Origin of the sequence: Streptomyces sp. NPDC059224 (assembly GCF_042754285.1) — a bacterium.
Classification (GTDB): Bacteria; Actinomycetota; Actinomycetes; order Streptomycetales; family Streptomycetaceae; genus Streptomyces.
On record NZ_JBHZAN010000023.1, the window covers coordinates 113,181 to 138,375 of the forward strand.

General features: G+C 67.6%; 22 protein-coding genes and 3 pseudogenes. 23 read left to right on the forward strand and 2 right to left on the reverse strand.

The window, feature by feature from the left end; all coding sequences use genetic code 11:
- Window positions 1-2: 2 nt before the first annotated feature.
- The 4 genes and pseudogenes from ACFXI4_RS25725 to ACFXI4_RS25740 all read left to right on the forward strand — a co-directional run.
- Window positions 3-227: pseudogene (locus ACFXI4_RS25725) on the forward strand (FUSC family protein); the annotation flags it as partial.
- Between the two features lie 258 nt (window positions 228-485).
- Window positions 486-872: a transposase gene (locus ACFXI4_RS25730; RefSeq protein WP_384995201.1), complete on the forward strand. Its 387-nt coding sequence runs from the start codon at window positions 486-488 to the stop codon at window positions 870-872.
- A 218-nt stretch (window positions 873-1,090) separates the two neighbouring features.
- On the forward strand, window positions 1,091-1,264 hold the full coding sequence (locus ACFXI4_RS25735; protein WP_384995036.1) for a hypothetical protein: 174 nt from the start codon (window positions 1,091-1,093) through the stop codon (window positions 1,262-1,264).
- A complete protein-coding gene (locus ACFXI4_RS25740) occupies window positions 1,240-2,004 on the forward strand; it encodes a transposase family protein (protein ID WP_384995203.1) in 765 nt (254 codons plus the stop codon). The genes ACFXI4_RS25735 and ACFXI4_RS25740 overlap by 25 nt, the downstream gene beginning before the upstream one ends.
- A gap of 212 nt (window positions 2,005-2,216) precedes the next feature.
- Here ACFXI4_RS25740 and ACFXI4_RS25745 read toward each other — a convergent pair whose 3' ends face one another.
- The gene (locus ACFXI4_RS25745) at window positions 2,217-3,050 is read right to left on the reverse strand and encodes a hypothetical protein (RefSeq protein WP_384995039.1); all 834 of its coding nucleotides are present in this window, start codon (window positions 3,048-3,050) and stop codon (window positions 2,217-2,219) included.
- 1,166 nt (window positions 3,051-4,216) lie between these two features.
- Here ACFXI4_RS25745 and ACFXI4_RS25750 point away from each other — a divergent pair.
- The 17 genes and pseudogenes from ACFXI4_RS25750 (at window position 4,217) to ACFXI4_RS25830 (ending at window position 21,707) form a co-directional block, all read left to right on the forward strand.
- Complete coding sequence (locus ACFXI4_RS25750) at window positions 4,217-4,798, forward strand: hypothetical protein (RefSeq protein ID WP_384995041.1); 582 nt, start codon at window positions 4,217-4,219, stop codon at window positions 4,796-4,798.
- Between the two features lie 75 nt (window positions 4,799-4,873).
- On the forward strand, window positions 4,874-5,887 hold the full coding sequence (locus ACFXI4_RS25755; protein WP_384995043.1) for an ATP-grasp domain-containing protein: 1,014 nt from the start codon (window positions 4,874-4,876) through the stop codon (window positions 5,885-5,887).
- A 2-nt stretch (window positions 5,888-5,889) separates the two neighbouring features.
- A complete protein-coding gene (locus ACFXI4_RS25760) occupies window positions 5,890-6,630 on the forward strand; it encodes a PIG-L deacetylase family protein (protein WP_384995046.1) in 741 nt (246 codons plus the stop codon).
- Window positions 6,615-7,127: an NUDIX domain-containing protein gene (locus tag ACFXI4_RS25765; protein ID WP_384995049.1), complete on the forward strand. Its 513-nt coding sequence runs from the start codon at window positions 6,615-6,617 to the stop codon at window positions 7,125-7,127. The genes ACFXI4_RS25760 and ACFXI4_RS25765 overlap by 16 nt, the downstream gene beginning before the upstream one ends.
- Entirely contained in the window at window positions 7,117-8,091 is a 975-nt protein-coding gene (locus tag ACFXI4_RS25770; RefSeq protein WP_384995051.1) for a nucleoside hydrolase, read from the forward strand. Before ACFXI4_RS25765 ends, ACFXI4_RS25770 begins: the two co-directional genes overlap by 11 nt.
- 50 nt (window positions 8,092-8,141) lie before the next feature.
- Complete coding sequence (locus ACFXI4_RS25775; RefSeq protein ID WP_384995054.1) at window positions 8,142-8,972, forward strand: glycosyltransferase family 2 protein; 831 nt, start codon at window positions 8,142-8,144, stop codon at window positions 8,970-8,972.
- A complete protein-coding gene (locus tag ACFXI4_RS25780; protein ID WP_384995057.1) occupies window positions 8,969-9,790 on the forward strand; it encodes an HAD hydrolase family protein in 822 nt (273 codons plus the stop codon). Before ACFXI4_RS25775 ends, ACFXI4_RS25780 begins: the two co-directional genes overlap by 4 nt.
- Window positions 9,791-9,867: 77 nt before the next feature.
- Entirely contained in the window at window positions 9,868-11,067 is a 1,200-nt protein-coding gene (locus ACFXI4_RS25785; RefSeq protein ID WP_384995206.1) for a sugar efflux transporter, read from the forward strand.
- A gap of 117 nt (window positions 11,068-11,184) precedes the next feature.
- On the forward strand, window positions 11,185-12,018 hold the full coding sequence (locus ACFXI4_RS25790; protein WP_384995060.1) for a hypothetical protein: 834 nt from the start codon (window positions 11,185-11,187) through the stop codon (window positions 12,016-12,018).
- 72 nt (window positions 12,019-12,090) lie between these two features.
- Window positions 12,091-13,371: an MFS transporter gene (locus ACFXI4_RS25795; RefSeq protein WP_384995062.1), complete on the forward strand. Its 1,281-nt coding sequence runs from the start codon at window positions 12,091-12,093 to the stop codon at window positions 13,369-13,371.
- Between the two features lie 2 nt (window positions 13,372-13,373).
- On the forward strand, window positions 13,374-14,639 hold the full coding sequence (locus tag ACFXI4_RS25800; protein WP_384995065.1) for an aspartate aminotransferase family protein: 1,266 nt from the start codon (window positions 13,374-13,376) through the stop codon (window positions 14,637-14,639).
- A complete protein-coding gene (locus tag ACFXI4_RS25805) occupies window positions 14,636-15,550 on the forward strand; it encodes an inositol monophosphatase family protein (RefSeq protein WP_384995068.1) in 915 nt (304 codons plus the stop codon). Before ACFXI4_RS25800 ends, ACFXI4_RS25805 begins: the two co-directional genes overlap by 4 nt.
- Before the next feature lie 32 nt (window positions 15,551-15,582).
- On the forward strand, window positions 15,583-16,605 hold the full coding sequence (locus ACFXI4_RS25810; protein ID WP_384995071.1) for a zinc-binding dehydrogenase: 1,023 nt from the start codon (window positions 15,583-15,585) through the stop codon (window positions 16,603-16,605).
- A 27-nt stretch (window positions 16,606-16,632) separates the two neighbouring features.
- A complete protein-coding gene (locus ACFXI4_RS25815) occupies window positions 16,633-17,052 on the forward strand; it encodes a peptidase inhibitor family I36 protein (protein WP_384995073.1) in 420 nt (139 codons plus the stop codon).
- Window positions 17,053-17,114: 62 nt separating this feature from the next.
- Complete coding sequence (galE, locus tag ACFXI4_RS25820; protein ID WP_384995075.1) at window positions 17,115-18,116, forward strand: UDP-glucose 4-epimerase GalE; 1,002 nt, start codon at window positions 17,115-17,117, stop codon at window positions 18,114-18,116.
- 79 nt (window positions 18,117-18,195) lie between these two features.
- Window positions 18,196-19,427 (forward strand): annotated as a pseudogene (locus ACFXI4_RS25825) (IS3 family transposase).
- 780 nt (window positions 19,428-20,207) lie between these two features.
- A complete protein-coding gene (locus ACFXI4_RS25830; RefSeq protein ID WP_384995078.1) occupies window positions 20,208-21,707 on the forward strand; it encodes an FUSC family protein in 1,500 nt (499 codons plus the stop codon).
- Between the two features lie 46 nt (window positions 21,708-21,753).
- Here ACFXI4_RS25830 and ACFXI4_RS25835 read toward each other — a convergent pair whose 3' ends face one another.
- On the reverse strand, window positions 21,754-22,917 hold the full coding sequence (locus ACFXI4_RS25835) for a tyrosine-type recombinase/integrase (RefSeq protein WP_384995080.1): 1,164 nt from the start codon (window positions 22,915-22,917) through the stop codon (window positions 21,754-21,756).
- Between the two features lie 558 nt (window positions 22,918-23,475).
- On the opposite strand from ACFXI4_RS25835, the pseudogene ACFXI4_RS25840 reads away from it, so the two are divergent.
- Both ACFXI4_RS25840 and ACFXI4_RS25845 read left to right on the forward strand, forming a co-directional pair.
- Window positions 23,476-24,054 (forward strand): annotated as a pseudogene (locus ACFXI4_RS25840) (FUSC family protein); the annotation flags it as partial.
- A 105-nt stretch (window positions 24,055-24,159) separates the two neighbouring features.
- Window positions 24,160-25,191, forward strand: a complete 1,032-nt coding sequence (locus tag ACFXI4_RS25845) for a lactonase family protein (protein ID WP_384995082.1) — start codon at window positions 24,160-24,162, stop codon at window positions 25,189-25,191.
- Window positions 25,192-25,195: the final 4 nt, after the last annotated feature.

A 25,195-nucleotide genomic window follows, 5' to 3' on the forward strand; every position in this document is an offset into this window, starting at 1 on the left:
CAGTGCTGAAGAGGGCGTTCACGGCTCCGGACCCGGGACGGGTGCGGCTGCGCTTCGCCGGGCGGGCCGTGCTGGGCATCGGCCTCGCGGTCGTGCTCTGCGGGGTCGCCGGGCACTCCCTGACGGGCACCGTCACCGGCGGGCTGGCCGCGCTCCTCGCCCTGTTCACGGTCGCCGACGCCACCGTGCGCGGGCAGGCCCTCACCACCGCGCTGCTGCCCGTCGTCAAGGCCCGCACTACGGCCATCAATCAGCTCAAAGCCGTACTCGTCACTGCCGATCCCGTCTTGCGGGAGGAGCTGGCCGGACTGGGCAATGCCGAACTCTTTCGTACCTGCGCACAGTTCACCGATGCGCGTGGTCACGAAGAGGTCGGCGAGGAGTCGGTGCTGCAGGCCACCCGGATCACGCTGGGCCTGCTGGCTCACCGGATCGGCCAGCTCTCCGAGCAGATCCGGGACGTGGAGACTCGTCTGACCCGGCTCATGGAACAGCATGCCCCGCAGCTTCTCGATGTGGTGGGGATCGGTCCGGACACGGCGGTCACGTTGCTGATCACGGTGGGGGACAACCCGGAACGACTCGACAGCGAGGCGTCGTTCGCCGCCCTCTGCGGTGTCAGCCCTGTCGAGCGTTCCTCGGGACGTCGGCAGTTCCGTCGCCTCAACCGCGGCGGCGACCGGCAGGCCAACGCCGCGCTCCACCGCATCGTGTTCACCCGTCTACGGGTCGACTCGCGCACCCAGGACTACTACGAGCGCCGGATCAAGGAGGGCAAGACCCGGCGCGAAATCGTCCGCTGCCTCAAACGCTACGCTGCCTGGGAGGTCTTCCACCTGGTCAAACAGCTACAGCCAGTACCCCGCTCATAGGGGCTGTGAGACCCGTGCATCGTGAAACGTGCAGGTGAGGTGGGCTGGTGTGCGGGCGAGTTGCCGTGCCCGTGCTGGTCGGCGGCGGGTGTCCACGGTGAAGATCGTCTGCCCTGTCGGCTGAGGCGGTTCTCGGGTTCCGCTGCGCTCGTCGCGGGACCGCTCCTACGATCCGTGACCGGGGCGGTACGGGTTGAGATCGCGGGAGGGTGCAGGGTATGGGGGACCTGGAGCGGATCATCGCTCGCCGCAGTGAACTGGACACGCTCGCTGAGGAGTTGGCCAAGCAGCTGCAGGAGGTCCAGGCCGAGCGGGAGGAACTGCTGGTCGCCGAGCGGGCCCTGACGGCCTTGTCTACACCGCCCGCCTGCCGCTGTCGAGCGCCACCCTGATACGCGGCCACTGCAAGAAGATCGGCTCGCGGTGGCGGGCCCTGCCCGCGGGGAAGATCGCCGGCATCGTGCTGGCGGTGCTGCGCTGTGACCAGCGCCCCGGCGACCTCGCCGACGGCAACGGAGTGCACCGCACCACCGCCACCCGGTGGGTGCGGGAGGCCGTCGGCCTGCTCGCCGCCCGCGCCCAGCGCCTGGACCGCGCCCTGAAGAAGATCGCCCGAACGGGTGGCGGAGTGGTGCTGCTCGACGGCACCCTGATGCGGACCCGGCGGCGCACCGGCACGGCGAACCGGAAGAACTACTCCGGCAAGCACAAATGCCATGGCCTGCTCGTGATCGCGCTCACCGACGACCGGGGCCGCCTGCTGTGGGTCTCGGCTGCCCGGCCCGGACGATCCTCGGAGATCACCGCCTGCCGCCACGACCAGCTCACCGCGAAACTTCGGGCGGCCGGGCTCGGCGCCATCGCCGACCTGGGCTTCACCAGCCTCGACGACAGCGGACCGGACGCCGACCCGACGGTGATCACCGGCTACAAAGCCGCCCGCAACCGGCCCCTGACCCGAGGGCAGAAACAGTCCAACAAGGCGCTCGCCGCCGTCCGGGCACCGGTCGAGCACGGCTTCGCCCATCTCAAGAACTGGCGGGTCCTCGGCAAGGTCCGCACGGGCCCGACGTGGGCAACAGCCCTGGTCAGGGCCCTGCTGGTCCTGACGAACCGCGAAGTCTCCCGCTGACCGACGATCTTCACCGAAGTCATCCACCCGCGACCGGCACGAGTATCGAGAACCCCACGCACACCACACCCGTGACCTGCAACGTCACGATGCACACGGCTCACTGCAAGGAAGCACTGCCACGGCCATGAAGGCGCGCGTCTGTACCCCAGAGTTCAGCTCCTCGTCGTGGCCAACGAGGTTCCTGTAGGACTCCCGATGCGCGCGGCAGCTCAGGGGCGCCAGTTCGGATTGTTCCGTGCCGACTCGTGGCGGCCGTAGTTCGGGTGTTCGAAGCGGTGGTACTCGAATATCTGGTCGGCCCATAGGGGGTCGAAGGGAAGGTGGCTGCGCAGGGCGTTCACCTTGCCGATGATTCCCTTCTTCTCCGCACGGTTGAAATCGGCGATGGCGGCGAGTTCACCGGTCTCCTCGACGATGGAGAGAATGTCGTCGAAGTAGCCGGTGACGCGCGGCAAAAGGTGCTCGTCGTGCGCGTCGCGAAACAGCGCCAGGGCCGAGGTGGTGGAGGAGTAGTAGTCCAGGTCGAAGGAGACGAACCCCAGAGGATTCCTGATCAGGTGGTCTGCGTGGGTGCGAACGAACTCGGGTATCGTCTCGGACACGTCACCGAGCACCAGCTGGGCGGAACCGGCGAGCCGAGCGAGCAATTCGTCCTTCCGCAGCTGGTATTGGCCCTGCGTCCACATGTAGGGCACATCTCGGTAGTCGGTGGAGTCAGGCAGCCCGTGACCGGTGTCGAAGCCGAAGACATGGACGTCGATGCCGCTGCTGCGGGAGTAGCGCCGCGCGTGCCGGCTCAAGGCCTCGAGGCCGCCGCCCTCCCCCACACCGAACTCCAGTACGGTCACTCCGTCATGCTTCAGCGAGCGAGCCAGCTCCACGGCTTTGCGCACGCCGTAGGCGTACATGGGCCGGTCCACGAGGCCGAAGGAGTAGCGCAGGTCGTCCGAGAGCACCGGAATGCGCTCCGCGAGCCGAATCATCGACTGCAACCGGTATCCCGACATGGACCAGTCGCGCACCGCGTGGATGAGGTCGGTCATGCTCACTCCTCTTTCTCTGGCGATCTTCACAGCGAAGGGCCCGGAGTCGGTGGACTTCGAGCGGGAACAGGTGTGACGACTCTTGGCGCTTCGGTACTCACCGCCCCCCGGCGGAATCCGGCGCTGCACCGCCCGTCAGGGCAGCAATACCGGCGGCACCTGGGCCCGGCATCACCCGACGGTGGAACGAACTGGAGAGCCTGGCAACTGGAGGACGGCTCCTCGCATGTGACCGCAGTTGCAAACGTAGATCACCGCAGCTGAGAAACGGCAGCAAGATTCACGTCCCCTACCCGGGGGCGTTATGACCTCTTTTGCAACTCAATCGGCGGCTGTTGGCAGGGGGCTTGGGGAGCCGCTCGCGTCGTACAGGTCAGCGTCCAGTGAGACAGTCACTGCAGTTCAGCGGGCCACGAGACGACAGGAAGTTCCTTCACCAGTTAAATAAAGTCATGTAGTCATGCGGATGGCTGATTCTCACCCTCACCGACAGGACTCGACCGCTACGACACCGCCCGCACGACAACCTACCGGTCGGAGTCGCGCCCCACTCGGCGACCTCCGGCGGCGAGCCTCGCGACTGTGCAGCGGTCCACGTTCACCGCGAAAGCCCGTCGGCACGTCCGGATGAGCGAGACAACTCATCTGCACCGACGGGCAATTACCCTGCTCAGCCACCACCTTTGAGGGGCCCACGCCTCGGCCGGCCGCCCAGGTCCGTGGGCCACCCGTACCCCGCGCCGGGTGGACCCGGCAACTCACCGAGACCAGTCGAGTTCCACACGAGCCTCATGGTCTCGCCGTCGTCGGAGTCGTTAACCAGCCAACCAGACGAGCACACGCCTTTTCTTAACTAATGAGAGAAGCGGATCGACCTTCGCGTCCCCTCTGGGCTGCAGCTACCCCGGCGCGTACATCGCCCGCCACGGAGCGAGCGCTCGGTCGTCGCGTCCGCGAACAGTCGTCGCCTTAACGGCCGAACTGGGACATTCCAACCCGGTGCTGTGGGGCGTGAAAGTTCCTACCCTTTCCCGCTGCCGCGATCTACGTTTGCGGTCGTGTTGGAATGAGAAATGCCTCGCCGTGACATCGCACAGATTCCGCCGGAAGCGAGCACAAGCTCCCGGACAAGGGGCTGTGGCACCGATCGAGTTGCAAGGAGGAACATGTCCCTTCCGCCGACCACCCGAGATCCTTGGGCAGACGTGACGAGCGTCCGCGGCTTTCAGTGTGATGAGTTGATATCCGCCCTGCAGAAATACATCCGCAGGGGAAATCTGGAGGAGGCACTTCTCGTCGCCCGGGAGATGTACGAGACGAGCCCGGAGCTGGAAGCGCACTTGTGGAACCGACTCTTGGTGATCTCCGTGTCGGACTGCAATGACGGGACATTCATGCAGACACTCGTCGTCGAGTCCCTGCATCGCGTGGGCATGCGCATGCAGCGGGGCACCGGCGAACGCTGGGGCTTCCTCGTCCAGGCGCTCCGCTACCTGGTCGCGTTCCCCAAGGACGAGACCACGGACGAAATCTGCATGTGGTCGCGCCACACGATGAACAAGGGACTCCGTGGCCCGGTCATCCCGGACTACGCGCTCGACATCCACACCGAAGCGGGTCGCAAGATGGGCCGCGGGATGGCCCACTTCCTCGGAGAGGGCACCGTGATCGCCAATCCGTACCCGGGTGCAGACCCGACCTTCGGCGAGCGCGTCCGGGAGATCGTGGCCCGAGGAGAGTGGGACTAGTCGCGTGCTCGACGGCACTGCTTCCTCCCGCCCCGCGGCGGGGACTCCTGCGAGCTCGAGAACGAAATGGACCGTATGCGGATAGTTGTCACGGGAACCGGCGGCGCATCCGGCTACGCAGTGGCGCTGCAAGCCGAGCAGCTCGGGTACGAGGTCCTCTGGGCCGACGCCGATCCCCTCTGCCCTGCACTGCTGACCAACTCCCATCGGGCGCAACTGCTCCCTCTGGCATCGGAAGGCGGCGCCTACCTCGAAGCACTGGCGAAGGCAGCGAAGGACTTCGGAGCCGACTGCGTCAGCTTCAACACGGACGCCGAGGTGCGTTACGCCGCCCACGAGGTGGACACCCTGAGCGAGTTGGGTCTGACGCAGTGGATTCCCGCACCTGAAACGGTCCGGGTCTGCTCGGACAAGGCAGAGTTTGCAGGCCGGCTGAGCCGGGACTCCCGATTCCGAACGCCGGTCTCCTTCTCGGCAGATGACCTGCGCGCTGATCTCCTCCCGGCTGCCGGCGTGTTCGTCAAGACGCGCTCGGGCAGCGGCGGGGCGGATGCCATGGTCTGCTCCAGTCGGCCGGAGCTGGATGCCTGGCTGGCCCGGAATCCGGATGGATTGGTTCAGGAAGTGCTGACGGGACAGGAATTCTCTGCCGACTGTTTGTACACGGGCTCGGATCTGCCGCTCGTCGTCGCCCGACGGCGGCTGCGGACGCGCTCGGGCATGTCCACGGTCACCGAGACCTTCCACCACCCGGATCTGGAACTGCTCATCGCCGAACTGCTGCAAGAACTTCAGGTAGTAGGGCCTTCCTGTGTGCAGGGATTCCTTCAGCCCGACGGCATCGTCTTCACGGAGATCAACGTACGGTTCGGCGGCGGATGCGCGGCCGCTTTCTGGGGCACGACGCATCTGGTGGAACAGTATCTTGCCCTGCTGACCAGCGGAGAGAGAAAGCTGCCTGAAGGGCTGCATGGAAGGCGCTTTTTCACCACGACTCTACTCGTGCGTGTTCCGAGCTACGAAACACTAGTCAGGCCGGAAGCAGAGGAATTCATCGCTCTCATGGAGCCGCGAACGGGGAAGGATTAGAAATGGCGCGTGGGAGCGTGCTCGTAATTGCGCCGCATCCCGATGACGAGACGTTCGGGTGCGGGGGCACCATCGCGACACTGGCGGCCTCCGGCATGGACGTCTATGTGGAGCTCATCGTTCAGCACGGGATCAACACCGGTGGCCCGGCCGCCGCCCGGGTAGCTGCCGACCGGGGCACGGAGTTTGCGCTGGCATGCAGCAAGCTGGGCGTCAGCGATTTCCACGTGATGATCGAGGACGGCGATCACCGGGACACACTGCACACACACACGGCTCGACTCGTCGAGTCGATAGAGTCCGGCTCTCCGATCTCGATCGACCGTGTGCGGCCACAACTCGTGCTGTTACCGGCTCGCGGAGCGTTCCACCAGGACCACCAGGTGGCCCACCAGGCGGCGTTCGCCGCATGCCGCAACCGCGGAGCCGGCCATCACGCTCCGTCCGTGATCCTGGGCTATCAGTGTCCCGAGGATTCATGGAGCTCGCAGCTGGAGCAGGCGACAGCCACCCTCGACATCACCGAGCACTACGGGCAGAAACAGGCCGCGGTCGCGTGCTACCGACATCAGACCAAGCCGGACCCGCATCTGCGGTCCATGAGCGGGATCGAGCGGGCCGACGCTGTCCAGGGGGCCGCCATCGGCGTCCCGTACGCGGAATCGTTCGTGACCTACCGGACCGATCTGAAGTTCATCGCCGAGGCGGCAGGAGCCCGGGGGCTGGTGTGCGAGAACACCTAGAGGACTGGGAGTGGGCTCAGACGATCGTCAGGTTCACCGACCGACGGCCTCCGGATCAGGTGGTCCAGAGCGTTCGGGCCATCCCCCTGGTAGAGGACGGTGTCGTGGTCTGCCGGCTTTCCGACGGCACGGCCTTCCTCCCTGGTGGTACCAGGGAGGAAGGTGAGTCCGTCGACGCTTGCATGAGTCGCGAACTCGCCGAAGAGGCGGGTTTCCTCATGAAGGGGCGACCCCACTGGTTCGCCGCGCACAGCGGCGTCTGCTACAACCGCGTCCCCTACAAGCCCTACGCTCCTTTCCCGCTGAAGGCCTGGTTGTGGGGAGTGGTCGAAGGAAAGCTCGTCGGTCCCCCCACGAACCCGGCCGGCGCCGAACAGGTCGACTCCGTCAGCGTGCTGCGGCCGGAGGAGGCCGTGGACCTTCTCGAAAACGAAGGGCGCGGTTACGCACAGGCGCTCCGGTACTGGATGAGCTTGGGAGCCCCCATTGAGTTCTGAGCTGAGTTCTGAGCAGGACACCGAGCGCGATCTGCTCGTCGACACCGATACGTTGGGCATCAACGACGACGCCCTCGCGCTCCACTATCTCTTCACCCTGGCGCGGGTCCCTCGCCTCATCACCACGGTCTTCGGAAACACCACTGCCACCACCTCGGCGCGACACGCGCACGCACTGGCCCGTGATCACCTTCTGGACATCGGTGTCGTACGGGGGTGCGAGAAGCCTCTGTGGTGGTACGAGCCCGTCCGGGAGGGCGTGCGCGGGGTCGTCGCGGACCTGCCGGCGGACACGTATGTCGCTTCGCTGCGCCCGGACAACGAGGCCTTCTGGGGCACCCGCACCGAGGACGGGCCGGCGCCCGATGCGCTGGCCGCGGCCCTGACGCGATCTCAAGGGTCCGAAGTCCTCGCCCTCGGTCCGGTCACGAACATCGCCCGGGCCCTGCGGCAGCTCGCACCTTCCGTCCTGGCGCGGCATCGTCTGTGGATCTCCGGTGGATCCATCGAGAGCGGAAACGTGACGGAGCACGCCGAGTTCAACACGTTCGCCGACCCCGAAGCCCTGGAGGAGTGTCTGTCGGCGGAGTGGGAGACCGTGGTGATGGTCCCGCTCGAGGTTCTGCAGGCCCCTCGGCTGGTGCCGGCGGCGGTGGACCGGATCAGGCGTACCGGCACTCCGCTGGGTGCGGCTCTGGACAAGCTCGAACGCGAGTCGCCGCGGGGCGAGAGCACGGACCGCGAACCCATCTGGGACGTGGTGGCGGCCTCACTCATGGCGGACGCCACCCTGCCGTACAAGGAAGAGACGGGGACCATCTCCGTCGACACAGATCTGGCGAGCCGCGGGGCCATTCGATTCAGGCCAGGAGATGGAGCACACCGTCTGGTGACGCACATCGATCCCGATGCCGTGGTCCGGCGGTTCGAAGCAGCCGTGAGCCGACCGAGGAGTTCCCATTGAGCGCCGGCTCCGTCGACTCCTCGCCTTCTGTCTCCCCCACGCCCCCGCCCTTGTCCTCGCACGACCTGACGATCATCATCCCTGTGCGCGACGATCCCCTGATCTATCGGTGCTTGGCGTCCATCGACGTCCTCTGCCCCGTCATCATCTCCACCAACGGGTCGCCGGACTGGTTCCTCGAGGGATTGACGACGTATGCGAAGGCCGCGTCGCAGGTGACCGTCCTGAGCACCTCGGAGAGCGGAATCGGTCTGGCCTACAACCGCGCGATCACGCAGGCGGTCACGCCGCTGGTTCTCCTCATGGACTCCGACTGCGTGTTTGAGCCGGGAGCCATTGCCTCGATGCTGGCCGAAGCGTCCTTCGGGTTGGTGAAGGGACGCGTTCAGTTCGAAACCGCAGGCCGTGGCAGCCGGTTGGTGGCCGCGGCGCGGCGACTGACGGAAGACCCTTTGGTCACGAAGAAGGTCAACGCCTACAGCCCGCCGCTTCTCTACAGCACGGGCATCGTGGAGAAGATGGGCGGCTACCACTTCAACACTGCCATGAAGTGGCGCGAGGACCGCGATTTCGAGCTGCGCCGGCGGAAGTCGAACGTACCGGTGCGACTCGTCCCGCAAGCGGTTATCTGGCACAAACCTCTCAGCGTACGGGACGACCTGAGAAGCGTCCGGGCCTACGGAGCGGGCCAGGCGCACGGTGAATCCCTGAAAGTGCTGCCCACCATGTCCCTGCGCCACGAACTCAGGAAGGCGTGCACGGTGGCGTGGAGAGGTGTGCAGCGCGGCGAACCCGGCGCAGGGGCGTACGCCGCTCTCAGGAACCTCTTGGTGGTGGCGAGCCGCGGAAGTGTGATACGGCGTCGACGGGGGACGAAGTGATCAGGGCGATCTTCTGCGACCTCGACGGGACTCTCGTGCGCCCGGGTGGGCTCGTCCTCGACGAGGACATTGACCTGCTGCGGCAGGTGACCTCCGGCGGAGCCCGTCTTGTCTTCGTGACAGGGCGTCCCTCACGCTGTCTGTCCGATCTTCCGGCAGCGGTCGAGGAGCTCTCCCGTCGCGTCGTCACCTCGAACGGGGCGTCGGAGGTCGTGGACGGCGGGACGCGGATCCTTGCTGCACTGCACGGACAGCGGGTGCGGGATTTCTCCGAAGCGCTCCGCAGGGTCGACCCCAAGGTCAACTTCGCGACGGAGTTCGAGTCCGCATTCGGCTACGAGCCGGGATATGCCTGGTGGCCGGCCACAGATACGGGGGCGGACGGATTCTGCGCGGACATCCCGGACCTGACCAGCAGCGCCCTAACCATCACGAAACTGCTCTGCCGTAGCGGAGACCTGAATGCCGGGGACTTGGCCCACAAGGCGGAGGCCCTGGGGTTCGGTGTCACCGTCACCTACTCCTGCAGGCCGGAGGAAGGCGGACCGGTCGAAGTAATGTCGCCCCTCGCCTCCAAGGGACATGCGGTACGGAGAATCCTCCAGGAGGCGGGCTTGACGCCGGCCGACGCCGTCGCCTTCGGGGACCGGGCCAACGACATTCCCATGCTCGAAGCCGTCGGTGAGGCTGTCGTGATCGGAGCCCCTACCGAACCTCGCCTCTCGATCTTCGCATCCGCGATTTCGGTAGGCAAATGGCTGGCGACTCACGACGAGCGCTGGCGTACGCATCACCTGGGCAACGGGGGAACAACGTGAAGCTCGCGCGTCTCACGCACGCCGGGGACGCGGAAGGTGCCCCTCGGGCGCGCCGGCCCAGCAGGACGGCGACGTCCCTGGGGGTCGCCGCCGGATGCTATGCCCTCGCGATGTCGGTGTTCGGCACCACGCTCAGCCTGTTCCTCGCGGATGCCGTGGGTGCGGGACCCGGGCTCATCGGCTTGTACTTCACAGGCTGTGCCGTCGTCGGCATCGGCATCAATCTGGCGATGGGCTGGTGGTCCGACCGGCTGTCCGACCGAAGGATCGCCCTTGCCTCGACCGCGCTGGCAGGGGTCGCCGGCGCGCTGATCTTCACGGGCGCCCGTGACTACGCGGTGGTGTTCGCCACCGGGGCCGTGCTCCTCGGCCTCAACGAGGCATACATTTCCCAGTTGTTCGCATACGTCAAGGAATTCGCCGACGCGACCGGCAGAGAGGTGACCCCGTTCAGTTCCGCGGTGCGGTCGGTCTTCTCCGCCGGATGGGTGGTCGGTCCGCCGGTCGGCCTCTTCCTGCTGACCCACGCGGGGTTCGGGCGCATGTACGCGGCTGCGGCGGCCCTGCTTCTGCTGACCGTGGTCCTCGGCCGCTGGTTCCTGCCGGCCCTGGCCTCGCCGCCCCGGCCGGGCCCCAAGGACAAGGCCGAGGACCGCCGTTCGGCCCTTCCCCGCGTTCTCACCACGGTGCCGCCCCGTTCCTGGCTCCTGCTCGGCGCGGTTACGGCGGTCAACGTGGCGAACCAGATGTACCTGATCACCATCGCCCTGTACGTCACCAAGGATCTGCATCTGTCGGCCTTCTTGGTCGGCTTGATGGCCGGAGCCTGCGCGGCGCTGGAGATTCCGCTGATGATCACGGTGGGCCGTCTGGCCGACCGCGTCGGGAAGATGCGGATCGTGGCCGCCGCCGTGGTCCTCGCCGTCATCTTCTTCTGCCTGCTGCCGATGGCGGGCTCGGCGCCCGTACTGATCGCCCTCCAGTTGCCGAACGCCATGTGGATCGCGGTGATCACGAGTATCCCGATGGTGGTGGTGCAACAGGAGGTTCCCGGCGGAACCGGCACGGTGTCCGCGCTCTACTCGTCCACCTTCCCGGTTGCCCAGCTGCTCGCCGGAGCCATCACCGGGGTGGTCGCCGCGCAGTCGGGGTACCGCAGCGTCTTCTGGATCTGTGCCGGCCTCTGCGCGCTCGCCGCCGTACTCCTCCTCTTCCGGCTGGCTTCGCGGGGCAGGGGTGACGGAAGGCCGGCGAGTTCGCAGGAGGCAGCGAGTTAGCGCGCCGGCGCGGCAGCATCCGACCGCCGCGCCGCTTCCCCTTCCTTCCCGTCCCCTCCCCCTGTCCTCCGGCGAGGGGTTACCGAACTGCCCGGATGAAGACGAGAGAGATCTGACGTGACGATCCGCTTCGTATCCGTCGTCGGTGCCGACACCGGCCTGCTGGATGCCGCGATTACGCACTACCGCACCCTCGGTGTCGAGTCCTTCCATATCGCCCGGCACATCGAGACGTTCGACGACCCTGACTTCCAGCGCTCCCAGGACGTGGTCGCGCGGCACGGCATCTCCTTCGCAGCCGTGCATCAGGGGCCTTGGGACGAGGACCTCAACGGATATCTGATCCGGGCGCAGATGCGGCGGCATCCCAAGGACTGGTGGGTCGTCGCGGACCTTGACGAGTTTCATGTCTACGACCGGCCGCTGACCGACATCATCGCCGCGTGCGAGGCCGGCGGGTACGACTACGTCAAGGGTGCCCTGCTGGACCGGGTGTCCGCCGACGGCAGTCTGACGGCGCTGAAACCGCACGAATCCATCTGGGTGCAGTACCCGCTCGCCGGACTCGTGACGCTGCGCCTGCCGGGCGCCGGCTCGTCCAAGGTGACCCTGGCCCGCGGCGAGGTACGACTGCACCTCGGACAGCACGGGGCCGAGACGGGGCGGCTCATGCCCGCCGAGGAGGCTTTCCCCCAGGTCCACCATTTCAAATGGAACGACTCGGTGCTGCCCCGGCTCGTGCAGCGGGAGCAGGCGTACTCGTCCGGCGACTGGCACCTGACCTACCCCGACACCGTGGACGAGTCACGCCGGATGCTCCAGCACCTCAAGGCCAACGGCGGACGTATCGACGTCACCGCTCAGGAGCTCGCGCTGCACCGCTGCGGCAGTGCCTACACGGACTACGGACCGTGGCCGGAGCTCGTTCCCCTGCTCAAGACCATCCGATAGCGCACGCACCGAGTCCCGGCTCCTCCCGCAGCACCGCAGGGCGGCCCACACCCACCAGACAGGAGAACCTGCATGGAACCCAGAGCTGCGGCTGCTCGCGCCGCGGTCTTCGGATACTTCGGCATCAACGGCACGGCGCTTGCTCTGTGGGTGGCTCACATCCCCGACATCAAGCGGGACCTGGACCTGAGCCCCCTGCAACTGGGAGCGGCGCTGCTGGTGGTGGCCGGCGGAGCCCTGGCCGCCATGCAGATCGCCGGCCGGCTCATCGACCGCGTCGGCTCGGCCGCCGTGACCCGGGTCAGCGGTGTACTGCTTCCGCTGACCCTGCTGGGTCCGGCCTTCGCCACTTCGCTGCCGTGGCTGGTGTTCTCACTCGCTCTGCTCGGCGCGGCCAACGGCCTGATGGACGTCTCGATGAACGGGCAGGCCGTCGAGGTCGAACGGCGCTACGAGAGGCCCATCATGTCCGCCTTCCACGCCGTGTTCAGTGTCGGCGGAGTGGTGGGCGCCGGGGTCGGCGCCCTGCTGCTGAGCCTGGACGTCCCCCGTGAGATCTCCCTGCCGGTGGCGGCCGTGGTGCTCGGCTCGGCGGCCGTGGCGCTCAGGTGCAGGCTGCTGCCGAAGGTGGCCCCCTCGGACACCGACGACGCCAAGGAGGAGGGGGCCGGCGCCATGGGACGGCTGCCCCTGCTCGCCACGCTCCTGGGTTGCGTCGCGTTCAGCAGCATGGTCGTCGAGGGAGCGGCCGCGGACTGGGGCGGGGTTCACCTCCAGGAGACGGTGGACGCGGACAACGGCGTGGCGGCCCTCGCCTACGCCGCCTTCGCCGCAGCCATGACCACGGGCCGGGCGCTGGGCGATCGTATTGTCGCCCGGTACGGATCGGTCATGGTCGTCCGCTGGGGCGGCGCGACGGCCGCCGCGGGCCTCGCCCTGGTGGTGTGGTCCGGGCATCTGGTGCCGATCCTGCTGGGCTGGTTGCTGGCCGGCGCGGGCGTGTCGACCGTCGTACCGCAGATCTTCACGGCCGTCGGTAATCTCAGCACCGACCAGTCCGGGGCGGCGCTCGCCCGTGCCGCGACGCTGGGCTACTTCGGCTTCCTCGCGGGCCCGCCGCTCGTCGGCTCACTGGCGGACTGGACCAGCCTGTCGACCGCCTTGCTGATTCCGCTCCTCCTCGCTGTCACGGTCGCGCTGAGCGGCCCCCTGATCCGGCGCGCCGGCGCGGGCGGGCCCACCCCGGCACGGACCCGCGCCGCCGCGCACCCCGACGTGTCGACGACGGCAGCGCACACCGACGGTCCGCCCCCTGCGGTACACCACACGATTGAGCCGTCAGGAGAGAAATGACCATGCCCGACAGGCAGGTCCCGGAAGGCCTGTACTACCCGGTCTCCGATCACCGGATGACCCGTGGGGAGGGCGTCTACCTCTACGACGACCTGGGCCGCGACTACATCGACTGTGCGGCCGCCACGTTCAACCTCAGCCTCGGCTACAGCCATCCCGAGGTCGTGGCTGCCATCCAGAAGCAGGCCAGCCAGCTGGTCCACATCACGTCGTCCTTCCAGAGCGAACCCGTCAACGAACTCGTCGACCGTCTAGTCTCCGTGTCGCCGAAGAACCTGACCAAGGTGCACCTGAAGGTCTCCAGCGGCTCCGCCGCCAACGAGGGCGCGATCAAGATGGCACAGGTGGCGACCGGGAAACGGGACGTCATCACCCTGTTCCGCAGCCACCTCGGCCAGACGATGATGATGGCGTCCCTCTCCGGGAACGCCTTCCGGAAGGAGCCCTTCCCCTCCCTGCTGCCCGGCGGCCTCCAGGTCCCCGACCCGTACTGCTTCCGTTGCTTCTACGGCCAGACCCCGGCGAGCTGCGCGATGATGTGCGTCGACAGGATCGACGACTTCATCGAGTACGCCAGCACCGGTCAGATCGCCGCGGTGATGGTGGAGCCGATATCCGGCAACGGCGGCAACATCGTCCCCCCGCCGGGATACTTCCAGCGGCTCCGCGAATTCTGCGACGAACGCGGGATCGTGCTGATCTTCGACGAGATACAGACCGGCATCGGCCGCACCGGCCACATGTTCGCTGCCGACTACTTCGAGGTCGAACCCGACGCGATCACCGTGGCCAAGGGCCTCGGCGGATCCGGTGCCCAAGTGGCGGCGATCCTCACCAACGACCGCCTGGCCGGCCTCGACGCCCACCACCACTCCTTCACGTACGGGGCGAACGTCATGGCGGCCGCGGCGGCGAATACGACCCTGGAGATCATCGGCCGGCCCGGCTTCCTCGACAACGTCACCGCCGTCGGGGAGTACGTCATGCGGCGCCTGCGCGTCATGCAGACGCGGTTCCCCCAGCTCGGCGATGTGCGTGGCGTCGGTCTGATGATCGGCGTGGAGATGGTGGAAGAAGCCGGAGAACCCTCCGTCGACCTCGCCAACACGGTCGTAAAACGGGCGATGGACCACGGCCTGATCATCCGGAGCTCGCGCTACGGCTTCGGCAACGTCTTCAAGATCCGGCCCCCGCTCACGATGACGCTTCAGGAGGCCGGCCTCATGTGCGACCGCCTCGACGCCCTGCTCACGGAGGTCCTCACGTGAAAGACCTGCTGATCGGCACAGCCGAGGCGATCCGCGACAGACTGCGGGCCGCCGGCCCGGCCCAGCTCTCCCGGCGGGTGCTGGGTGTCTCCCCGGGCGGTGACGCCCAGTTCGACATCGACGCGGTCGCCGAGGCGGCCCTGTGGAAGTACCTGCTGGCCAACGCCTCCGTCCCCCTGGCCGTGCAGACCGAGGACAACCATCGCCGGGACACCGGGGACGACCCGCGCCATCTCCTCGTCATCGACCCCATCGACGGCACCCGGCCGGCGTCGGCGGGCCTGGAGATGGCGATGGTCTCCATCGCGGTCGCTCCATTGGACAAGCCGACCCCCACCATCGGCGATGTCACGCACGCACTCCTCATGGAACTCGCATCGGGCGCCTGGATGTACGCCGGCCCCGAGACCGCGGGTGTGGAGGCCGACGGCTTCGCCGCGCCGGTCCCGTCGCTGAGCGCCACAGTCTCCCCGCGCCACATGTTCTGGTCGCTGGAGTTCAACGGTCACCCCATGCGGCTCATGTCGGACGCGTACGCCCACCTGGTCGACGCCTCCGCCAACACGGGCGGTGTCTTCGTCTTCAACAGCGCCTGCTATTCCATCAGCCGCATCGTGACCGGCCAGCTGGACGCATACGTCGACATCGGCAACCGCATCCTGCGGGACCGGCCCGAGACGGAGCCCGAGTTCCGCAGGGTCGGCGGCGGCGATGTCCTCCACCTGTTCCCCTACGACATCGCGGCCGCGGTGGTCCTGGCCCGCAGGGCCGGTGTGGTGATCACCGACGCGTACGGCGAAGGCCTGGACGAGACGGCCCTGCTCGACTTGTCTCCGCTCAACCAGCGCTCGTGCATCGCCGCCTCGACCGCGGAGCTGCACGCGCACCTGCTCGACACCATCCGTTGGTGACACCCGACTCCCTTACTTCGTACGGAGGTTGTATGCGTGCGCTCACTTTCGGCGAGAACGGCACTCTCGTCCGCACCGAGCGGCCGGATCCCCGGTTGACCGGACCCGATGACGTTCGCATCCGCGTGGTGCAGACCGGTATCTGCGGCACCGATCGCGGTGTGCTGACGGGCAAGTTCCCGGCGGAGCCGGGCGTGGTCATGGGGCACGAGGCCGTCGGCCGGGTCGAGAGCGCGGGCCCTGCGAGCCGGTTCGCGCCGGGCAACCGTGTCGTGATCAACCCCACGCTGTACTGCTCGGCCTGCCCCCAGTGCGCTGCGGCACGATTCCAGCACTGCATGAACAAGGCCGGGACCGAGGTGGGCCTGGACCGGGACGGGTCCTACGCCGACTACATCGTCCTGCCCGAGAGGTTCGTACACCGGCTGCCGGACGGGATGAGCTGGGACCGCGCGGTGGTCGTGGAGCCGCTGGCCTGCGTGCTCAACAACCTCGACGCGGCGTCGATCGTGCCCGGCGAAGCCGTGACCGTCCTCGGCGCGGGACCCATCGGTCTGGTGACCGCGATGGCGGCGCTCCACCTGGGCAGCGGTGTCGTCCTCGTCGAGACGGACCCGTTCCGGCGTGAGCTCGCGGCCAAGCTCCTGCACGATCTGCCGGTCTCCGCGCCCCTCAGCGTGACCGAGCCGGACACGGCCGCGTCGGCGCCCCGGTCCCGCACGGTCATCGACACCGTCGGCAGCCTGCTCGACACGGCGCTGCGGCTGGTGGACACCGCGGGAACCGTCGTGGTCATGGGCTTCGACGACCGGGCCCGCGTGACGGTGCAGCCACTGGACATCCTCCGCCGTGGCCTGCGCATCGTCGGCGCCGGCGACTACAACGCGCCGTCCTTCCCCCGCGCCCTCGCGCTGGCCGAGCACCTGCCGCTGGAACGCATCGTCACCCACCACATCCCGCTCGACGAACACGAGCGGGCCGTCGAACTCATCGGCGTCAACGGCCACGGCTACCAGGGAGCCAAGGTCGTCATCGTCAGCAACGACGAGCAGTGACCGTCTCACGACGAAGGGATTCACGAGATGAACAAGCTCACCGCAGGCAAGCGTACGTCCGCGCGGCCCTACCGAACGCGAAGGCTGACCGCTGGAGTTGCGTCGGCGGCCGCGCTGGCCCTGGCTGCCCTGACCTCGACCACGGCCCACGCCGCCCAGGCGGCCGACTGCCCGTCCGGCGCTCTGTGCCTGTACTCCGTGCAGGGCTTTGGCGGTGAACGTCTGACCCTCTCCTCGCTGACCACCAGCGGGGCTTGTATCAGCCTCGTCGACCACGGGTGGGCCGGACGGGTCGAGTCCGCGGCCAACACCCACACGGCCAGTGCGGCCCTCTTCCCGAACGACGACTGCCTGGGCAGCCCGTACCGCGTTGACGCGGGGGCGAGCGTGGCAGACCTCGGCGCCTTCGTCCCGCTGAGCGCCTGGGTGCCCGGCCGGACGAACTGACCTGCTGTGACAGCCAAGGTCCAAGGCTCCTCACGTACCGCAAGCAGAGAGGTCTCCCGCGAGTGAAGGTACTGATCTCCGGTGGCGCCGGCTACATCGGCAGCACCGTCGGCTCAGCCTGCCTGGATGCCGGTATCACCCCGGTCGTGCTCGACAATCTGGTGACGGGGCGAAGGGAGTTCACCGAGGGGCGGCTCTTCTACGAGGGCGACATCGCCGACGGTGCCCTGATCGACCGGATCTTCACCGAGCACCCTGACATCGACGCCGTCGTTCACTGCGCGGCTCTCATCCTCGTCCCGGACTCCGTCGCCGATCCGGTGGGCTACTACCAGGCGAACGTGGTCAAGAGTCTGGAGTTCGTCGGTCACCTCGTCCGGAACGGATGCGGGAGAATGATCTTCTCCTCATCCGGTTCGATCTACGCCGCCGGTGCGGACTTCAGCGTCACCGAAGACTCCCCGCTCGAGCCGCTGAGCCCCTATTCGCGTACCAAGGCAGTGTGCGAAGCCATGTTCGCCGACATTGCCGCCGCCCAGCCGATCCGGGTCCTGTCCCTGCGCTACTTCAACCCGGTCGGCGCGGATCCCGAGCTCCGCACGGGCCTGCAAGTGAGGCGTCCCAGCCATGCCGTGGGCAAGCTCATCGAGGCACACGCCGAGGGCGAGCCGTTCCGGATCACGGGCACCGACTGGCCCACCCGGGACGGCTCGGGGATCCGCGACTACATCCACGTGTGGGACCTGGCCACCGCTCACGTGTCGGCACTGCAACGATTCGACGAGGTCATGAGTGGCTCCACGCGGTCCAGTGTGATCAACCTGGGCACCGGGACCGGCACCACGGTCAAAGAACTGGTGGACGCCTTCAACAGTGTGGTCACACCACCGGTCCCCGTTGTGGAGACCGATCCCCGTCCCGGCGACGCTGCCGGTGCCTTCACACGGAGCGTTCGCGCCAAGCGGCTCCTCGGCTGGGAGCCCCGCCACAGCATCGCGGACGGCATCCGGAGCTCCTTGCGATGGGCCGAGATCCGCGATGAACGACTCGCAGACGAAGCCTGATCGGTCGCGGGGACCTGTCCCTGAGTGGTGGACACCTCTGAGCCCGGCCCCGGCGGGGGCCGGGCAGGAGGGATCTCTTATGGTGATGAAGGTCTATTCGCCCGAGTTCAAGGCGGACGCTGTCGCGCTGTACCTGTCGTATCCGAGCCATACCTTCGAGGGCATCGGCAAGGATCTGGGGATCAGCCGGGAGACGCTGCGCAACTGGGTGCGGGCCGAGCGGGCCGGCCGCGGCCAGAGCGGCGCCATGATCAAGAGTACGAAGGACGTCCCGGTGAGCGAGGCCACGAAGGAAGAGCTGGAGGCCGAGATAGCGGCCCTGCGCGCGGAGAACAAGGACCTGCGCAAGCAGAACGCGACGCTGGCCACCGAACGGGACATCCTCCGCAAGGCGACGAAGTTTTTCGCCACCGAGATGAACTGGTGAACCGCTTCAAGTTCATTGAGGACCACCACCGCGCCTGGGGCGTGAAGCGGTTGTGTCACGTACCGGAGGTCGCCCGCTCCAGCTTCTACAAATGGCGGGCCGGCCGTCAGGCCCGCGCCGCGCGTGAGCGGGCGGACGCCGCGCTCGCCGAGCGGATCAGGGCCGTGCACGCCGAGTGGGACGGCACCTACGGCCGGCCTCGGATCACCGCCGAGCTGTGCGACCAGGGCGAGCGCGTGAACCACAAGCGTGTCGGACGGGTCATGCGGAAGTTCGGCATCGCCGGGCTGCGGCTGCGCAAGCGCCAGGTCACCACGGTGCCCGAACCGTCCGCCACGCCGGTGCCGGACCTGTTCCGGCGCGACTTCACCGCAAGCACGCCGAACACCAAGTACGTCGGCGACATCACGTACTTGCCGGTGGGCGACGGTGAATTCCTGTATCTGGCGACGGTGATTGACTGCTTCTCGCGCCGCCTGGCGGGCTGGTCGATCGCCGACCACATGCGCACCTCGCTGGTCGCCGACGCGCTCCGGGCAGCCGCCCGGGTCCGCGGCAGCCTGGCCGGAGCCGTCTTCCACACCGATCACGGAGCGCAATACACCTCCCGCCAATTCGCCGATGTATAAGCCGAGTTGGGGGTACGACAGTCCATGGGTGCGGTCGGCACGAGCGCGGACAACGCACTCGCCGAGAGCTTCAACGCGGCCCTCAAACGCGAGACGCTCCGCGGCGCCCGCCGCTTCGGCGGGGCCCGCGCCTGCCGCCTGGCCGTCTTCCGCTGGACCAGCCGCTACAACACCCGCCGACGACACTCGGCGAACGGACAGCAGGCACCGATCGCCTACGAGCAACAGTCAGCTACCCTGACACTCGCCGCGTAACGACACGAACAGGTGTCCACCCCTCGGGGACAAGGCCCGATCCAGCTTGCCGACATGTTCAGCATCGCTGCGAGCTCATTGGTATCCATGAGGACGGGCTCCACTCGGCGGGTCCTTCGAGGAGGGGTGGGCGAAGGCTGGATGCCATCAGGAGGGGTGTTCGCGGCGTCGAGCATCGGAGTCCTTTAGGTGGGTATCGGTCACCATCTTCCGCAGTGCGCTACTGCCACGTATCGCACACGGGTGACACCTATGTTCCGGAGCATCCCCGGGTTCCATAACCGGGGATTCGCTGCTATATACGGTCGGTCCGCCAGCAGGTTTGGTGTCCATGGCGGTCGGTTCACGGGCGCTGGGCAGATCGGCTCGCTGTGAGCCGGAATCGGGTACGTCTTCACAATCGTCGGGGAGCCGGCCAAGTGAGATGCGGCGGAAGTCGCCGTGAGATCACAGATGGGCGTGGCGCGTGGCTACCAGAGTCCGGTCAGCTGTTGCCCAGGGCCTGGGTGAAGTCTGATCCATTGGCCTCCCAGTGGTCGACATGGAGACGGATCAGCTGTGCCATTGGCGCAGTCAACGGCGCGACTGTTGAGCCGATGGGTAGGGCGGTGGTTATCTTTGTCCTACCCATGTACTTGTGGCGCCGCGTAGCGCCGGACGGCGACGAGGCCGGGTCCGGACCGCGGTGCCTTTGTCGTGCCTGCTTGTTGTCCGCCACCCGGGACGACCGCCGGTAGTACGCGTACCACCATGAGGGGGCGGCGCACCGCCGTGAAAAGGATGTTCGTGGCTCCGGACCCGGGGCGCTTGAGGCTGCGGAACGCGACCCGCGCTGTCATCGGTGTCGCCGCCGCCGTCGCCGTTTCCGAACTCTGCGGGCTATCGCTCACCGCATCGATCACCGGAGGGCTCGCGGCACTGCTCGCCCTCTTCACGGTCACCGATGCGACCGTCCGTGGCCAACTGCTCACCACCGCCCTGCTTCCTATCGCCGGATTCCCCGTGCTGGCGCTTGCCACCACACTGCACGGCATCACCCCGGCCCGTGACGCCGCGTTCCTGGCCGTCGTCTTCTGCGGGGTCTATGCCCGCCGCTGGGGCCCGCGGGGCCACGCGCTCGGGATCTTCGCGTTCATGAGCTTCTTCATCGCGCAGTTCCTGCACGCGGTTCCCGTTCAACTGCCCGAGCTGTACACCGCCATAAGCCTTGCCCTCTTCGCGGCCGGCGCCACGCGCTTCGTGCTCTGGCCCATCGAGCGTTACACCCCACCCGCGGCAGCCCCGCCGGCCCTGCCCGGCAGCGGATTGGCGCGGCCCACCACCCGGCAAGCCTTCCAGGCCACTGCTGCCTCGACTCTCGCGCTTCTGGTCGGGCAGCTGCTCTCCGAAGAGCGCTGGTACTGGGCCGTCGGTACTGCCTGGTGGATCTTCGTCAACACGGCTTCTCGCGGCGAAACCCTGGTCCGCGGTTTCCGCCGGGTCTTCGGAACTGTGATCGGTATCGCCGTCGGTCTGCTGGTCGCCATCCCGCTGCACGGCGCGCCCGCGCCGACGGCCGCCCTCGTTGCCGTCTGTGTCTTCGGCATTTTCTACACCGCCGCCGTCTCGTATTCCTGGATGATGCTGGCAGTGACGGTTATGGTCAGCCTGCTCTACGGCCTGCTGGGCGTGCTGGACCTCAGCCTGCTCGGGCTCCGTCTTGCAGAGACCGGTGTGGGCGCGCTGTGTGCCGCGCTGGCCGTGGCCCTCGTCCTGCCGGTCACCACGCACGCCACGAACGATGCCTGGATCCAGCGGGCACTGCACTGCGTCCACGCGGCCACCGCCGAAGCGACCGCTCGCCTCGCTGGAGACCCGATGGGCGACCCTGCCCCGCACGCCGCCGAACTGGAACTGCTGCTCGGCCGGGTACGGATGGCCCTCGCTCCGTTGATGCACCCTTTGACTCCCTTCCGTGCTCGGAAATCCCGTGCCCGCCAGGTCATTGAGCTGCTCGACGACTGCGCCCGCGAAGTGCGGGGTCTGGTGTGCGTTGCCGCCGATCCTGTCGCGTCGCACGACGCCCGTCTGGCCGCTGCCTGCTGGCGCGTCGAGGCAGCGGTGGATGCGCTCACTGTCAGCGGCCTGGGGCGCAGACGAGTGGCGTCCGCTAACGGCGAGCTGCCCCAGCAGGACGAGACGGAGTCGGCCCTCGTGCATCTGCGCGGCTTGGAGAAGGCTCTGTCGGAGCTGGCGATGCCTCTTGGGTTGTCTCCGCGCCCTCCACTTGTCCGTTCCTGAGCGGGAGGAAGAGCGTCGACCTACGGTCCGGCGCTCTCTGCCAGACTCACAGCCGCTCGTTGAGGATCTTGGCTGCTCTCGTGATGGAGCCCGGCACGAGGTGCCGGTAGATCCGGTAGGTGACCTCGATTGATTTGTGACCCATCCACTCCGCCACATCAGTGATGGGAATGCCGTGGGTAAGGCAGTTCGATGCGAAGTAGTGGCGGAGGGAGTACATCGTGTACTTGACCTCTACGTCGGCGCGTTCGAGACACCTGTCCCATCGCCATCGCAGGGTCTGTTTCCCGTAGAAGTAGTGCTGCATGTGCTGGTTGCCGGAGCTGTTTCCCTTGACAAGAAGGTAGCCGTTCTTGTCGGTACCGTATTTATCGGTAAAATACGAGAAGAAGTCGTGGGTCTTTCTGGGGAGTGGCACTTCGCGGAATTCTCCACGCTTGCGGTGCTTTAGCGGTGCGGGCTGGACCTTATTGCTGTGGATCTGCTCGTTGATCCGATAGACATCGTCAGCCACAATCGACTTGATGTTTACGGCATGAGCTTCTCCGTTGCGATGGCCGCACCCAGACATGAGCTCAATGACAAGACAGAGGTCGTCGTCCTCGGCCGCTTCGCGGATGGCATTGAGCTCTTCGAAGATCGGAATGATCACCTCATTCGGCACATAGTCGGGAGGGGTGATGTCAAGGAAGGGGTCCAGTGTGATCGCCCCGCGATGACGCGCCGCGTCGATGACGAGTTTCAGAACAAGGTATGCGTTCTTCTGGCTGGCCAGGCCAACCTTGTTCAGCTCCATTCCGTTGAGCCAGTCCTCGATCACTCCGGGTGTGAATGTGCCGACGCGGCGACTCCCGACGTGCGGGTTGATCTGGGTCTTGAGGCCGCGCTCGTACTGGTCGATGGTGTTGGACTCCAGGCCACGCTTCCGATTCGAGATATACCGAGCCGCGAAGTCCTCGAACCGCATCTCGGCTATCTCCTGGGCTTCTGTGTTCCCAGTCTTGAGCGGCCCCTTCTTTGCCTGGTGGATCTCGGTGAGCCGAGTCGTCGCCTTGTCCTGAGTGGCGTAGCCGGCCTCTTCACGCTGCCGACCTGTGGCATCCCGGTACCTGATCTTGTAAGGGTGAGGGCACTTGGACCAGTGGCTCGGGGGATGGTCGCATTCCTTGAAGAAGGTGCCCATGCCGCGGGTGAGGGTCTTGGTGGCCATTGTTTGGTTTCTCCAGGGGCGGGGTCGATTTGCTTTGAGGGGAGGGGCTGAGCTGAATCGGAAGGGTGCAGATGGGCAGTCAGGTCTGGTTCAAGGCGTTCCATTGGCGAAGAAGGCTGCTGTGGACAAAGGCCATGGTCCGGAGAATCCCCGATTTCCGTAACCGGGGATCGCGTGCTACACGTGACCGCTGTCCTGCGAACAGACCTGTTGGCAGTCGGCTGCTGCCCATGCGAGCTGTCGGTTCAGGCGAGGCAGCTTGGGGTGTAGGGCTGGTTGTCGAGGACGTTGTGCCACCGCAGCGAAGGCGAACCGTCAGCAGCTGGGATGGACCCGTCGAGATGTGACATGGCTTCGCTACGTCACGGATAGCGCACCGGCCTTCAAGCGCGATCGGGGTGGCGATGACTCCTGCCATCGGCGCGCGACACGCTGATGCTGACTTTTTGCTGACCCCCTCTCGGCCGGCAGCCTCTTGACCTGCGAGAACCGCTGCACTACAGCATTCATGATGCTCTGGGTGACCTTCCTCGCCGGGCTCCTCTACGGCCTCATCGGCTCTACGGCCTCATCGGCGTCCTCACCCCCGGCCTGCTGGCGCTCCGGCTGACCGAGACCGCGGTGGGCGCCCTCGGCGCGGCACTGGCCGTGCTGTTCGTGCTGTTCGTGCTGCCGGTCACCACCCACCTGACCACCGACGCCTGGATCCAGCGTGCCCTGCGCTGCGTCCAAGCCTGCACGGCCGAGGCAGCCGCCCGGCTCGCCGAACTGGAGCAGCTGCTGGGCCGGGTACGGCTCTCGGTCGCCCCCCTCGTCCACCCGCTCACCCCGATGACCGGGCGCAAGCGCCGCGCCCGCCGGGTCCTCGCCCTGCTCGACGACTGCGCCCGGGAGATCCGCGGGCTGGTCACCGTCGCCGCCGATCCCGAGGCCTCCCACGACGCCCGGCTGGCCGCCACCTGCTGGCGGGTCGAGGCTGCCGTGGAGGCACTCACCCGGGGCTGCGCACACAGCGCGGGCCCCGCCGAGCCGCCCACCGAGCCCGCCCTCGCCCATCTGCACCGCGTGGAGCGCGCGCTGGCCGAACTCGCCGAGCCGTTGCGCGCCCCCTCGGGCTCACCCCTGGTCGGCGCCTGAGACGCGCCGCCCCGGAAGTCTTGGTCTAGACCGCAAACTGCTACCGTCGGCCCGGACTGGCTCGTAGTACTGACTCGTACCGGCTCGTATCGAGAGGGGACACCGGTGGCAGACGGCGGCAGGCGGCGGAGGGCCTTCATCGGGTCGTTCACGGCGGCGGGCGGACCGGGGGTCGTCACGGCGGCGGTCCATCCGCACAGCGGTGCCCTGGCCCTGCTGGAGAGTGTCGACGGCGTCCCCGACCCGTCGTATCTCGCGCTCTCACCCGGCGGGCGCACCCTCTACGCGGTCAGCGAGACCGCCGACGGCGCGGTGGCCGCGTACCACGTCCACGACGACAAGCCGCGGCTCGCCGGACCGCCGGTCCCGGTCGACGCCAGCGGCCCCACCCACCTCAGCGTCTTCGACGGTCACGTCCTGACCGCCAACTACGGCTCGGGCAGCGTCAGCGCCGTCCCCGTCCGCCCCGACGGCACGCTCGCCGGCACCGCCTCCGGGGTGCTGCGGCACACCGGCTCCGGACCGCACGAGCGCCGCCAGCGCGGCCCGCACGCCCACCAGGTGCAGCCGGACCCCAGCGGCCGCTGGGCGGTCAGCGTCGACCTCGGCACCGACTCGGTCCGGGTCTGCACGCTGACCGGCGGCGCCCTCGCCGTCCACCGCGAGTTCGCCCTGCGCCCCGGCTCCGGCCCCCGTCACCTCGCCTTCCACCCCGGCGGCCGGTACGCGTACGTGGTCAACGAACTCACCCCGACGGTCACGGTCTGCCGCTGGGACGCCGGGACCGGCGCCCTGAAGCCCCTGGCCGAGACCCCGGTGCTGCCCGGCGCCCCGGCCGGCGACGCCTACCCGTCCGGCATCGTCGTGTCGCCCGACGGCCGGTTCGTCTGGACGGCGACCCGCGGCGAGGACGTCCTGACGACGTTCGCGGTCGACGGGGACCAACTCCGCCTGACGGCCACGGTCCCGTGCGGCGGGCACTGGCCGAGGGCCCTCACCGAGTCCGGGGGTTTCCTCTACTCGGCCAACGAACGCTCCGGGGACATCACCTGGTTCGCCGTCGGCCAGGAGACGGGCGTGCCGCGCTACGACGGTTCGGTGGAGATCCCGGCGGCGTCCTGCGTGGTCTTCGGCTGAAAAG